General features: G+C 57.6%; 20 protein-coding genes. All 20 read right to left on the minus strand.

Translation table 11 applies throughout. From position 1 onward, the window contains the following. Positions 1-35: 35 nt before the first annotated feature. Positions 36-542: a 30S ribosomal protein S5 gene (gene rpsE / locus HDF10_RS17655; RefSeq protein WP_218884479.1), complete on the minus strand. Its 507-nt coding sequence runs from the start codon at positions 540-542 to the stop codon at positions 36-38. A gap of 50 nt (positions 543-592) precedes the next feature. Next, positions 593-958 (minus strand): 50S ribosomal protein L18, encoded by a 366-nt coding sequence (rplR, locus tag HDF10_RS17660; RefSeq protein ID WP_179636966.1) that lies wholly within the window; start codon positions 956-958, stop codon positions 593-595. 116 nt (positions 959-1,074) lie between these two features. Next, positions 1,075-1,620, minus strand: coding sequence for a 50S ribosomal protein L6 (rplF, locus tag HDF10_RS17665; RefSeq protein ID WP_183815719.1), 546 nt, complete (start codon positions 1,618-1,620; stop codon positions 1,075-1,077). A 125-nt stretch (positions 1,621-1,745) separates the two neighbouring features. After that, complete coding sequence (gene rpsH / locus HDF10_RS17670; protein WP_158790620.1) at positions 1,746-2,144, minus strand: 30S ribosomal protein S8; 399 nt, start codon at positions 2,142-2,144, stop codon at positions 1,746-1,748. 163 nt (positions 2,145-2,307) lie between these two features. Then, positions 2,308-2,493: a type Z 30S ribosomal protein S14 gene (locus tag HDF10_RS17675; protein ID WP_183815729.1), complete on the minus strand. Its 186-nt coding sequence runs from the start codon at positions 2,491-2,493 to the stop codon at positions 2,308-2,310. Between the two features lie 57 nt (positions 2,494-2,550). Next, a complete protein-coding gene (gene rplE, locus HDF10_RS17680; protein WP_183815731.1) occupies positions 2,551-3,099 on the minus strand; it encodes a 50S ribosomal protein L5 in 549 nt (182 codons plus the stop codon). 120 nt (positions 3,100-3,219) lie between these two features. After that, positions 3,220-3,549, minus strand: a complete 330-nt coding sequence (rplX, locus tag HDF10_RS17685; protein WP_221270196.1) for a 50S ribosomal protein L24 — start codon at positions 3,547-3,549, stop codon at positions 3,220-3,222. A gap of 89 nt (positions 3,550-3,638) precedes the next feature. After that, positions 3,639-4,010, minus strand: a complete 372-nt coding sequence (gene rplN, locus HDF10_RS17690; protein WP_158790617.1) for a 50S ribosomal protein L14 — start codon at positions 4,008-4,010, stop codon at positions 3,639-3,641. 79 nt (positions 4,011-4,089) lie between these two features. Next, positions 4,090-4,434, minus strand: coding sequence for a 30S ribosomal protein S17 (gene rpsQ / locus HDF10_RS17695; protein WP_179585628.1), 345 nt, complete (start codon positions 4,432-4,434; stop codon positions 4,090-4,092). 2 nt (positions 4,435-4,436) lie between these two features. Then, complete coding sequence (rpmC, locus tag HDF10_RS17700) at positions 4,437-4,712, minus strand: 50S ribosomal protein L29 (protein ID WP_183815733.1); 276 nt, start codon at positions 4,710-4,712, stop codon at positions 4,437-4,439. A 25-nt stretch (positions 4,713-4,737) separates the two neighbouring features. Beyond that, the gene (gene rplP, locus HDF10_RS17705; protein ID WP_179636956.1) at positions 4,738-5,172 is read right to left on the minus strand and encodes a 50S ribosomal protein L16; all 435 of its coding nucleotides are present in this window, start codon (positions 5,170-5,172) and stop codon (positions 4,738-4,740) included. A 74-nt stretch (positions 5,173-5,246) separates the two neighbouring features. Continuing rightward, positions 5,247-5,921, minus strand: coding sequence for a 30S ribosomal protein S3 (gene rpsC / locus HDF10_RS17710; protein WP_158943402.1), 675 nt, complete (start codon positions 5,919-5,921; stop codon positions 5,247-5,249). Positions 5,922-6,000: 79 nt separating this feature from the next. Then, positions 6,001-6,522, minus strand: a complete 522-nt coding sequence (gene rplV, locus HDF10_RS17715; protein WP_183815740.1) for a 50S ribosomal protein L22 — start codon at positions 6,520-6,522, stop codon at positions 6,001-6,003. Positions 6,523-6,613: 91 nt separating this feature from the next. Then, entirely contained in the window at positions 6,614-6,901 is a 288-nt protein-coding gene (gene rpsS / locus HDF10_RS17720) for a 30S ribosomal protein S19 (RefSeq protein ID WP_183768684.1), read from the minus strand. 128 nt (positions 6,902-7,029) lie between these two features. Then, positions 7,030-7,854 carry a 50S ribosomal protein L2 gene (rplB, locus tag HDF10_RS17725; RefSeq protein ID WP_183768682.1) on the minus strand — a complete coding sequence of 275 codons (825 nt, stop codon included), beginning with the start codon at positions 7,852-7,854 and terminating at the stop codon, positions 7,030-7,032. Between the two features lie 81 nt (positions 7,855-7,935). Beyond that, a complete protein-coding gene (locus tag HDF10_RS17730; RefSeq protein ID WP_158943394.1) occupies positions 7,936-8,229 on the minus strand; it encodes a 50S ribosomal protein L23 in 294 nt (97 codons plus the stop codon). Further along, positions 8,229-8,924, minus strand: a complete 696-nt coding sequence (gene rplD, locus HDF10_RS17735; RefSeq protein WP_183815742.1) for a 50S ribosomal protein L4 — start codon at positions 8,922-8,924, stop codon at positions 8,229-8,231. The genes HDF10_RS17730 and rplD overlap by 1 nt, the downstream gene beginning before the upstream one ends. Before the next feature lie 90 nt (positions 8,925-9,014). Next, a complete protein-coding gene (rplC, locus tag HDF10_RS17740) occupies positions 9,015-9,755 on the minus strand; it encodes a 50S ribosomal protein L3 (protein ID WP_183815744.1) in 741 nt (246 codons plus the stop codon). A gap of 96 nt (positions 9,756-9,851) precedes the next feature. After that, entirely contained in the window at positions 9,852-10,169 is a 318-nt protein-coding gene (gene rpsJ / locus HDF10_RS17745) for a 30S ribosomal protein S10 (RefSeq protein ID WP_013581294.1), read from the minus strand. 128 nt (positions 10,170-10,297) lie between these two features. Next, positions 10,298-10,393, minus strand: a 96-nt coding sequence (locus HDF10_RS17750) for an EF-Tu C-terminal domain-related protein (RefSeq protein ID WP_142988355.1), incomplete at its 5' end; no start/stop codon positions are given.

Below are 10,393 nucleotides of genomic sequence, written 5' to 3' on the forward strand. Positions count from 1 at the left end.
GAGCTCCTTGAATCTTGTTGGAGCAGAGGTTGAGCTTAGAGCTCTTCCACTGCCTTACCGCGCAGGGCGGCGACTTCAGCCTTGTTGCGAAGCTGGATCAGAGCATCGAACGTAGCCTTGATGACGTTGTGCGGGTTCGCCGAGCCGAGGCTCTTGGTCAGCACGTTCTGCACGCCGGCGGCGGTCATCACAGCGCGAACCGTCTTGCCGGCGATCACGCCCGTACCTTCAGGGGCAGGCTTGAGCATCACCTGGCCTGCGCCGAAGTGGCCGAGAACCTGATGAGGAATCGTGCTCTCGGTCAGGTTGACCTTGTGCAGATTCTTCTTGGCCGACTCGATCCCCTTACGGATAGCCTGAGGAACTTCCTTGGCCTTGCCGGAGCCGTAGCCGACGACGCCTTCCGCCGGGTCGCCGATGACGACCAGCGCGGCGAAGGACATATTCTTACCGCCCTTGACGACCTTGGTGACGCGGTTGATCGAAACGACCTCATCCTTCAGATTGAGGCGGTTCGCATCGATTTTTTTCTTCATTGCCATAATGTCTTATCCAGCTTTCTGGCCGCCAATCGAGGCGCGCCGTGGGAACCTTAGAAATCGAGACCCGCTTCACGGGCTGCATCGGCGAGAGCTTTGACGCGGCCGTGATACAGATAGCCGCCACGATCAAACACAATCTTCTTGATGCCCTTCTCCTTCGCACGCTCGGCGATCAGCTTACCGACTTCGGCAGCCGCGGCGATATTGCCGCCGTACTTCTTCTCTTCGGTCTTCTTGCCCATGGAGGAGGCAGAGGCGATGGTGACTCCGTTGAGATCGTCGATGAGCTGCGTGTAGATGTGGTTGAGCGAGCGATAGACGTTGAGGCGCGGACGCTCGGCGGTACCGGACATCTTCTCGCGGATGCGGGTGTGAACGCGCTGGCGGATCACATTACGCTGACGTGGATTGATCATGGTTGACTTTCCTTCCTAGTGGCGTCCCCAGAGTGCTGAGGACGTTCGGTTATTGAAACTAAGGTTGAGTGGCTGCGTGATGGGCAAGTCAGATCTCGCTCCTCACGCAGCGCAGATTACTTCGCTCCGGTCTTACCGACCTTCTTCTTCAGCTTCTCGCCGGTGTAGCGGACGCCCTTGTTCTTGTAAGGGTCGGGCTTACGGAGAGAGCGCATGTCGGCAGCGATCTGGCCCACCTTCTGCCGATCGATGCCGGAGACGGTGAGGTGCGTCTGCTTGGGGTCGATCTCGACGGAGATGCCAGTGGGCAGAGGAAACTCGATAGGGTGAGAGTAGCCCAGGGTGAAGACCACCATGTTCTTCCCCTTCAACTCGGCGCGGTATCCGATGCCGACGATGTCGATCTCTTTGGTCCAGCCGGTGGTGACGCCGGTGACAGCGTTGAACACCAGAGCACGTGCGAGACCGTGAAACGCCGCCTGCTTGTCGGTCTGGCGCTCGGTGATCAGGTGGCCATCCTTCTGAACGAGCGTGATTCCGCCAGGCAGCATCGCGCTGACCTTGCCCTTGGGCCCTTCGACCATTACGGTGTTGCCGTTCTCGCTGACCGTGTACTTGACGCCGGCGGGTAGAACGATCGGCTTCTCACCAATACGTGACATAACAAATCCCTTTTGTGGCTTGCGAGTCGCTTAGGCTTTCTAAGTTCCACTGCAGCCGATGAGCCGAAGGCTCGAATGCAGTCTTTTCAGAGTTGAGATTCTGGAAAGACTTCGTTTGTCTTTCTTTACCAGACTTCGCAGAGGATCTCGCCGCCAACACCTTCGCGACGCGCCTGACGGCCGGTCATGACACCCTTGGGGGTGGTCATGATGGAGATGCCAAGACCGCCCTGAACACGGCGGATCTCGTCGCGGCCAAGATACACACGGCAACCGGGACGCGACACACGCTGCAGATCGCGGATGACAGCCTCGTTGTTCGGGCCGTACTTCAGGTAAACGCGGATGACCTTCATGCCATTCTCTTCAGTCGGCTTGTAGTTCGCGATGTAACCCTCTTCTTTGAGGATGCGGGCGATCTCGGCCTTGAGCTTGGAAGCGGGGACGTCGAGCTTCTGGTGACGCGCACGGATCGAGTTACGGATGCGGGTCAAAAAGTCTGCTACTGGATCTGTGAGGTTCATTCATTCTCCTTCATCCCCCGTTCGCTCACGAGTATCTCTCGCAAGAACCAGCGGGGATGTCTGTTTCGGGTGATACGTCCAGACTTCTGCACCATAAGCTTGACGCCCTGATGAGGTCTCTGGAGTAAGTGCGCGACCGGAGCCGCACACGGATCCTTTTATTCTACCAGCTCGACTTCACAACGCCCGGAATCTCTCCCTTGAGAGCGAGCGAACGGAAGCAGAGACGGCATACGCCGAACTTCCGCAGGAAGGCGCGAGGGCGACCGCAGAGCTGGCAGCGGTTGTGCTGGCGAGACTTGAACTTCGGTTTCCTTGCGTCTTTGACGTGCTTTGCTGTAGTTGCCATGTGTTTTGCTCTCTATCTTTGCTGCAAGTTCAAAAAGAAAACTTGGTTGATCTTTCTTTATGCTCCAACGCGGAAGGGCATACCAAAGCTCTTCAGCAGGGCGCGGGCACCGTTGTCATCCTTCGCCGTTGTGACGATGGTGACGTTCATACCCTTCAATTTGTCGACCTTGGCGTAATCGATCTCAGCGAAGATCAGCTGATCGCGCAGGCCAAGGGTGTAGTTGCCGCGGCCATCGAAGCTCTTCGACGAGACGCCGCGGAAGTCGCGGACGCGGGGAAGCGCAATCGAGATGAGGCGGTCAAGGAATTCGTACATGGTGTCGCCACGCAGGGTCACCATCGCGCCGATGGGCATGCCCTCGCGCACCTTGAAGGCTGCGATGGACTTCTTCGCCTTGGTGGTCACAGGCTTCTGGCCGGCGATGGAGGCAAGATCGGCCACCAGGGGATCCATAATCTTGACATTCTGGGTGGCTTCGCCGAGACCCATGTTGATGACGATCTTCTCGAGCTTCGGAATCGCCATGGCGTTGGTAATGTTGAGCTCTTTGCCCAGCGCCTGCTTGATCTCGGCCTCGTACTTCTGCTTCAGACGTGCTGCCATTTTCTTCTTCGCTTTCTCCACGGTTGCCGGGTTGGGTTTTGCCCGTGTACCGATGCGTGGGGTGAACCGTTGAACCAGGATTTGAACTGCCACAACATGAAACAAAACTTCGCTAAATCTTTACTTCTTCTTCTCAGCGATCGTCGCGCCGCTGGTCTTCGCGAACCGAACCTTAGTGTCGCCTTCGAAGCGCGATCCAACGCGGGACTTCTTGCCGTCGCCATCGAGCAACATCACGTTCGAGACGTGAATGGTAGACTCCTGCTCCGCGATGCCGCCCTTGATATTCCGCTGGGGGTTCGGCTTCACGTGCTTCTTCACCATCATCACGCCCTCAACCAGCACGCGATTCTTTTCCGCAATGACGCGAAGGACGCGGCCCTGCTTGCCCTTATCCTTGCCTGCGATCACTTCGACCTTGTCATTCCGCTTGATCTTGATGCCTGCCATAGCTCTCTCTCTTCTCGACGATCATGAAACCTCGGAGCCGGACCCCGGTTAATACTTTGTGGCGCCGCGCAAAGCCGCGCGACGTGAAACTAGATGACCTCAGGTGCGAGCGAGACGATCTTAAGAAACTTCTTCTCGCGAAGTTCGCGGGCAACAGGTCCAAACACACGGGTTCCGACCGGCTCGTTGGCATCATTGATGACGACAGCGGCGTTTTGGTCGAAGCGGATGTACGTCCCATCGCGGCGTCGATACTCCTTGCGCGTACGGACGATCACAGCCTTGACGACCTTCCCCTTCTTGACGGTGCCATCGGGAGAGGCTTCCTTGACAGCTGCGGTGACGACGTCGCCGAGGCCTGCCTTCTTGCCGAGACCGCCACCGAGGGGCAGGATCACCTGCAACTTGCGTGCGCCGGAGTTATCGGCTACGTCAAGCATTGTTCTCATTTGTACTGACATCGTTCTTCTCCTGGCAATCTACTGCGGTGACACGGCCGGGGCTCATGCCCCAGGCTTTGAACTTGATAACCGCTAAAAGCTACTTAGCTTCGGCAGCGTGAGCGGCTGCGGACTTCTCTTCCGCCAACGCGAGCGACGAGCGGCGAACGATCTCCTCGAGCGACCAGCGCTTGAGCTTCGACAGAGGACGCGCCTCGCGGATGCGAACCACATCGCCCACGCGGGCCGAGTTCTGCTCGTCGTGTGCGTAGAACTTCTTGTTCGACTTCATCACGCGCTTGTACTTGGGGTGCGCCTTACGCATCTCGATCTCGACGACGATCGTCTTCTGCATCTTGGTCGAGACGACCAGACCCACCTTCTCATTGCGACGCGAGGTCTGAGCTTCAGGAGTTGCTGCTGCGGTGTTGGTTGTATCTGCCATGATTAGTCCTTCTTCGCTTTCTTGCGGGCGGTGCGAGTGCTCTTGGCCGGCGCAACGTTGGCGACGACGGGGTTGGCGGCCTTCTCGGCGGCCAGGGTGCGCTGCCGCTCGACGGTCTTGATGCGGGCAACGTCCAGCTTGAGTGTCCGCAGCTTCTTGATGCCCTCGTTGTTACCGAGGCTCTTCTGGAAGCGGATGCGAAAGAGCTGCTCGCCGGCCTTGGCCTGCTCGCTCTTGAGCTCTTCGTCACTGAGGTTCTGAATCTTTTCGAATTCCATTGTCTTTTTCCTTGACTACTAAAAGCTACTTAGCGACTACCGTCGCCTTGACATCGTGGCGCTGGACGAAGCTGGTCTTGAGCGGAAGCTTGTGTGCCGCCAGACGCATCGCCTCTTTGGCAAGCTCCGGAGTGACGCCTTCCATCTCGAACAGGATGCGGCCCGGACGAACAACGCAGACCCAGTGATCCGGAGCGCCCTTACCCTTACCCATACGGGTTTCGGCAGGCTTCTTCGTGATCGGCTTGTCCGGGAACAGACGGAGCCAGACCTTGCCGCCACGCTTGATGAAACGCGTCATCGCGATACGGCTGGCTTCGATCTGGCGGTCGGTGATGTAACCGCACTCCATCACCTTCAGGCCGAAGTCGCCGAAGGAGAGATCGGAGCCGCGCCACGCTTTGCCCTTCATTCGTCCGCGCTGCTGCTTGCGGAACTTGACCTTCTTTGGCATCAACATAAGAAAACCCTCTTCACTCTTTCAGGAATACGTTCAACACGCTTCCCGGAAACTCCGGCCAGGCCGGGAAAAACTTAGCTTGCGAATGCGCCAGTGGTAACGCCCTGGTCGCGACGCTTCTTCTGCTCGTAGATATCGCCGCGATAGACCCAGGTCTTGACGCCGATGATCCCGTAGGTGGTGTGCGCCTCAGCAAAACCGTAGTCGATGTCAGCGCGCAGTGTGTGCAGCGGCAGACGACCCTGGAGATACCACTCGGAGCGGGCGATTTCGTTTCCGTTCAGACGACCGGAGACGCGGACCTTGATGCCCTTGCAGCCAAAGCGGAGCGCGGAGTCAACCGACTTGCGCATCGCACGGCGGAAGCTGACGCGCTTCTCGAGCTGCAGCGCGATGTTCTCGGCAACCAACTGAGCATCGAGCTCGGGCTTGTTGACTTCAAGGATGTCGATAAACACTTCGCGAGACGTGCGCTTCTGGATATCGGCCTTGAGCTTATCGATCTCGGCGCCCTTGCGGCCGATGATGATGCCCGGACGCGCAGTGCGGATGATCAGACGCAGCTTGTTGCCTGGGCGCTCGACTTCAACCGAGCTGACACCGGCAGCCTTCAGCTTCTCGCGCAGCTCAGCCTTCAGCTTGACATCTTCAACCAGCAGCTTGTCATAGCCGCGTTCCACGAACCAGCGTGACTTCCACGGCTTGTTGATGCCGAGGCGCAACCCATACGGATGGACTTTCTGTCCCATAGCTTCCCTTTACTCCGTGCCCTCTCCGGTTGAGCCGGTGGGCGGTAGTGCAAAACTTTAAGTTTACAAGAAAACCGGCTTACTTCGCGGCCTTTTTCGCTGCGGGTTTCTTGGCGGCTGCCTTCTTGACTGCGGGTTTTGCCGCAGTCTTGCTGGCTGCCTTCTTGGTGCCCTTCTTCGCGGCCGGGGCCGGAGCTGCATCAGCACCTGCACTGATCGCAGTAGCCGACTTCTTCTCAGCAACGGTGACGATGATGTGTGCAAGCCTGCGCTGGTAGCGGAAGGCACGGCCCATTGGAGCAGGGCGGATGCGCTTCATACGGGGGCCTTCGTTCGCGATCGCGGTGCGGACGTAGAGGTTATCGACATCGACGTCGAGTCCCTGCTCCTGCGAGACGTAGGTCGCGTTCTGGATCGCCGAACGCAGAACCTTCTCCACCACGGGCGCCATGCGCTTGGTGCTGAAGTGAACGGTATTGAGTGCCTGCTCGACGCGTAGTCCCTTGATCAGATCCAGGACAAGCTTCGCCTTCTGCGGGCTGGTGCGCTGAAACTTAGCTTCTGCGCGGAACTCTCTGATTTTTTCTGCTGCCTTAGCCATAATCTTCGTCCTTCAAAACTTCTGCTTCGCTGCCCGTTATCCGTTGCCGCGGGCTCGCGGTCCTGCCTAACTGCAAATCGTCCAGCCCGGTTTATTTGGGCTTCGCGGAGGTCTCAGCGGCGCGCGCCGAGTGGCCCTTGAACGTGCGGGTGGCCGAGAACTCGCCGAGCTTGTGGCCAACCATATTCTCCGTCACATAGACCGGGATGAACTTGCGGCCGTTGTGTACGGCGATGGTATGACCGACGAAGTCCGGGTGAATCGTGGACCGGCGCGACCAGGTGCGCAGTACCTTCTTGTCGTTGACCTGGTTCATCCCCTCAATCTTCTTCATGAGGTGACCATCGATGAAAGGACCTTTTTTCGCTGAACGTGACATTTTGCTAAGCTCCGACTTTCTTGTTGCGATGCTGGATACGACGAATCTCTTGCTTGCGAGACTTGGTGTTGCCCTTTGCTGCGGAACCAAAACTGAAAACAAAAACTATTTGCTGAGAAGCTTTTTCTTTACTTCGTACGACGCTTCACGATGAACACATCGGTCCGCTTGTTATTGCGGGTCTTGTATCCACGGGTCGGCTGGCCCCAGGGGGTTACAGGATGACGACCGCCTGAGGTCTTACCTTCACCACCACCGTGCGGGTGGTCGACCGGGTTCATTGAGACACCGCGGTTGGAGGGGCGGATACCCTTCCAGCGATTACGTCCGGCCTTACCGATCGTGACGTTCTCGTGGTCGGTGTTACCAACCTGTCCGATGGTTGCCATGCACTCGACCAGAACCTTGCGGGTCTCGCCCGAAGGCAGCTTGAGCAGAGCGTAGTCGCCTTCCTTGGCGATCAGGTTCACCTGCGCTCCGGCCGAACGAGCCATCTGTGCACCCTTACCCGGACGAAGCTCGATGTTATGCACAATCGTTCCGGTCGGGATGAACTTCAACGGCAGAGCGTTGCCGACGAGGATATCGGCCTCCGGGCCACTCATGATCGACTGACCGACGGTGAGGCCAATCGGCTGAATGATGTAGCGCTTCTCGCCGTCCGCGTAGTGAATCAACGCGATACGCGAGCTGCGGTTCGGATCATACTCAACCGTCGCAACCGTACCGGGGATCCCGAACTTGTCGCGCTTGAAGTCGATAAGGCGCAGCTTCTGCTTGTGACCGCCACCGTGGTGACGCATCGTAAGACCGCCGTTATTGTTGCGGCCGCCGGTGCGCTGCTTGACTCCGAGCAACGGCTTGTGCGGCTTGTCCGTCGTGATGTCATCGTTGACAAGCTTCGTCGCGAAGCGGAGTGATGGGGTAATCGGTCGAAATGATTTGATCGGCATCGTCTTTATTCCCTTGCCCGCGCTGCTAATCGCTTAGCGGCGCTTCGGTCCTGAATTCTGTTACTCGCGAAACAATCTCGCTTAGAGGCTGTTGAGGTACTCCGGCATCTTCTCGCCATCCTTCAGGCGAACATAAGCCTTCTTCCAGTCGGGGCGGTAGCCGGCGAACTTACCCCGGCGACGCTCTTTACCCTCAACGGTCGCGGTGCGAACACCAGTGACTTTGACCTTGAAGAGTGTTTCAACAGCCTGCTTGACTTCGGTCTTGGTGGCCTTCAGGGCGACTTCGAACACCAGGGTGTTCTGCGTCTCCTTCACGGTCATGCCCTTCTCGGTGATGAGGGGGCGGCGAATGACGGTATAGAGAGTTGGCATTACGCAACCTCCTTCTGCGCGGCTTTGCTGCGCTCATCTGTTGCCTTGCTGCGTTTGGATACAAACTTCTTGAGCGTGTCCTGAAGAGCCTCGATGGCATCCTTCGAGAAGACGGCGTGCTCATAACGGAGCAGGTCGTAGGGATGAACCTCCGAACTGAGAACCAGCTCCACACCCTGCAGATTGCGTGAGCCAAGGTAAAGCTTCTCGTCCAGCTTGCGGCTACTCTCAACCAGGAGAGTCGTCTTGCCCGCTTCGAGCATGTCGAGCGCCGTGCGGAAGAGCTTGGTCTTCGCCTCGGGAACCTCGAACGAATCGACGATGGTGAACTTGCCATCGTTGATCTTCGCGGAGATTGCCGAGCGGAGCGCGCCCATCAGCTTCTTCTGCGGGAAGGCGTATTCGTAGCTGCGCGGCTTCGGTCCGTGAACCGTACCACCACCACGCCAGAGCGGAGTCCGAATCGAACCAACACGCGCACGGCCAGTTCCCTTCTGCTTCCAAAGCTTCTTGCCTGCACCAGAGACCTGATTGCGGTTCTTGGTGGCAGCGGTTCCCTGCCGAAGAGCGGCACGGTAGTGCTTGACCGACTCCCAAAGGAGGCCGTCGTTGATCTCTGCCGCGAAGACCTCGTCGACGAGTTCAAACTCTCCGACCTTGGCTCCAGCGAGATTTACTACGTTGATGTTTGCCATCGTTCTTCTTCTCTCTCTTTGCTCGCCATCGATGCGGCGAGCCATAACTTTGTTTGCGGGTTCATGCTGCAAGCCTTTTCAATCGACTACTTATTTCTTCTTGGACGGTGCAGCCTTCTTTGAAGCCTTCAAAGCGTCCTTCGTTGCGGCGCCAGCAAATCCACGACGCTCGCGCGGCGGAGCCTTTGCCTTCGAGATCAACACGAAGCCGTCACGCGGGCCGGGCACAGCGCCTTCAACCAGCAGAAGGTTATCTTCGAGATCGATACCGCGAATACGCAGGTTGCGAACCGTGATCTGAGCGTGACCCATATGACCCGGCATACGCTGACCAGGAAATACGCGCGAGGGGAACGACGAAGCACCGATCGAACCCTGCACCTGGAACATGTGGCCGTGCGACTTGGGACCGCCGCCGAAGCCGTGGCGGCGAATGACGCCGGCAAAACCGCGGCCCTTGGAGGTGCCGATCACGTCGACGAAACGCTCGTCGTTGAAGATGTCGACCAGGATGCGATCCCCAGCCTTGGCTGTGACCTTCTCCTCTCCTTCAACAGTCTTCACTGCTTCGAGCTCGACTTCCTTGATCATCCTGACCGGAGGAACGTTCGACTTTGCAAAGTGGCCAGTCATCGCCTTATTGATCTTCGAAGCCTTCACGAAGTCAACGTAACCAATCTGCGCGGCTTCGTATCCGTCCTTCGCGAGCGTCTTCAACTGAGTAATCACGCACGGACCAGCCTTCAGGACGGTCACGGGGTGAATATCACCGCGCTCGTCGAAGATCTGCGTCATGCCGACTTTTTTTCCGAGAATTCCTACTACTGACATTGGAGCTTCCTTTCCTCATCATGCTGGACTCGAGGTTCAGCACTGCCGGGTTGATACTTCTAAACCGAAAACAAAGAGCTTTTATTGAAAGCCTCTTTACTTCTGAACCGTCTTGATCTCTACATCGACGCCCGCAGGCAGATCGAGCTTCATCAGCGCGTCCACAGTCTGCTGGGTCGGCTCAAGGATGTCGATCAGCCGCTTGTGCGTGCGAATCTCAAAGGCCTCGCGCGACTTCTTGTCGACGTGGGGCGAGCGCAGAACGCAGTACTTGTTCTTCATCGTCGGCAGCGGAATGGGACCCGCAACCTGGGCTCCGGTACGCTTTGCCGTCTCGACGATCTCGCCGGTCGACGTATCCAGCACGCGGTAGTCGTATGCCTTCAAACGAATTCTGATTCTCTGTCCAGCCATGGTGTGTCTCTTTCACGCTTCAAAGATCGTTTGGAGTAGCTGCCGGTGATGAACTTCTACACCTGCCGGCAGCCCTCGTTATTTCTTGAACAGCTAAAACTAAAAGACTTCTTTGCGAAGCACGTTCTTTACTTGATGATCTCGCTGATGGTTCCAGCTCCGACGGTGCGGCCGCCTTCGCGGATAGCGAAGCGCAGACCCTTCTCCATCGCGACTGGCGTATG

Origin of the sequence: Tunturiibacter empetritectus, assembly GCF_014201375.1 — a bacterium.
GTDB classification, from domain to species: domain Bacteria; phylum Acidobacteriota; class Terriglobia; order Terriglobales; family Acidobacteriaceae; genus Edaphobacter; species Edaphobacter lichenicola_D.

Coding starts and splice junctions, on each gene's coding strand:
- rplX (WP_221270196.1), bottom strand. CDS start 3,549: ATGGCAGGCATCAAGATCAAGCGGAATGACAAGGTCGAAGTGATCGCA.
- rplD (WP_183815742.1), bottom strand. CDS start 8,924: ATGGCAAACATCAACGTAGTAAATCTCGCTGGAGCCAAGGTCGGAGAG.
- rplP (WP_179636956.1), bottom strand. CDS start 5,172: ATGTTGATGCCAAAGAAGGTCAAGTTCCGCAAGCAGCAGCGCGGACGA.
- rplB (WP_183768682.1), bottom strand. CDS start 7,854: ATGCCGATCAAATCATTTCGACCGATTACCCCATCACTCCGCTTCGCG.
- rpsQ (WP_179585628.1), bottom strand. CDS start 4,434: ATGGCAGATACAACCAACACCGCAGCAGCAACTCCTGAAGCTCAGACC.
- rplR (WP_179636966.1), bottom strand. CDS start 958: ATGATCAATCCACGTCAGCGTAATGTGATCCGCCAGCGCGTTCACACC.
- rplC (WP_183815744.1), bottom strand. CDS start 9,755: ATGTCAGTAGTAGGAATTCTCGGAAAAAAAGTCGGCATGACGCAGATC.
- rpsE (WP_218884479.1), bottom strand. CDS start 542: ATGGCAATGAAGAAAAAAATCGATGCGAACCGCCTCAATCTGAAGGAT.
- rplN (WP_158790617.1), bottom strand. CDS start 4,010: ATGTCAGTACAAATGAGAACAATGCTTGACGTAGCCGATAACTCCGGC.
- rplV (WP_183815740.1), bottom strand. CDS start 6,522: ATGGCTAAGGCAGCAGAAAAAATCAGAGAGTTCCGCGCAGAAGCTAAG.
- rplE (WP_183815731.1), bottom strand. CDS start 3,099: ATGGCAGCACGTCTGAAGCAGAAGTACGAGGCCGAGATCAAGCAGGCG.
- rpsC (WP_158943402.1), bottom strand. CDS start 5,921: ATGGGACAGAAAGTCCATCCGTATGGGTTGCGCCTCGGCATCAACAAG.
- rplF (WP_183815719.1), bottom strand. CDS start 1,620: ATGTCACGTATTGGTGAGAAGCCGATCGTTCTACCCGCCGGCGTCAAG.
- HDF10_RS17730 (WP_158943394.1), bottom strand. CDS start 8,229: ATGCCAACTCTCTATACCGTCATTCGCCGCCCCCTCATCACCGAGAAG.
- HDF10_RS17675 (WP_183815729.1), bottom strand. CDS start 2,493: ATGGCAACTACAGCAAAGCACGTCAAAGACGCAAGGAAACCGAAGTTC.
- rpsJ (WP_013581294.1), bottom strand. CDS start 10,169: ATGGCTGGACAGAGAATCAGAATTCGTTTGAAGGCATACGACTACCGC.
- rpmC (WP_183815733.1), bottom strand. CDS start 4,712: ATGGAATTCGAAAAGATTCAGAACCTCAGTGACGAAGAGCTCAAGAGC.
- rpsH (WP_158790620.1), bottom strand. CDS start 2,144: ATGAACCTCACAGATCCAGTAGCAGACTTTTTGACCCGCATCCGTAAC.
- rpsS (WP_183768684.1), bottom strand. CDS start 6,901: ATGTCACGTTCAGCGAAAAAAGGTCCTTTCATCGATGGTCACCTCATG.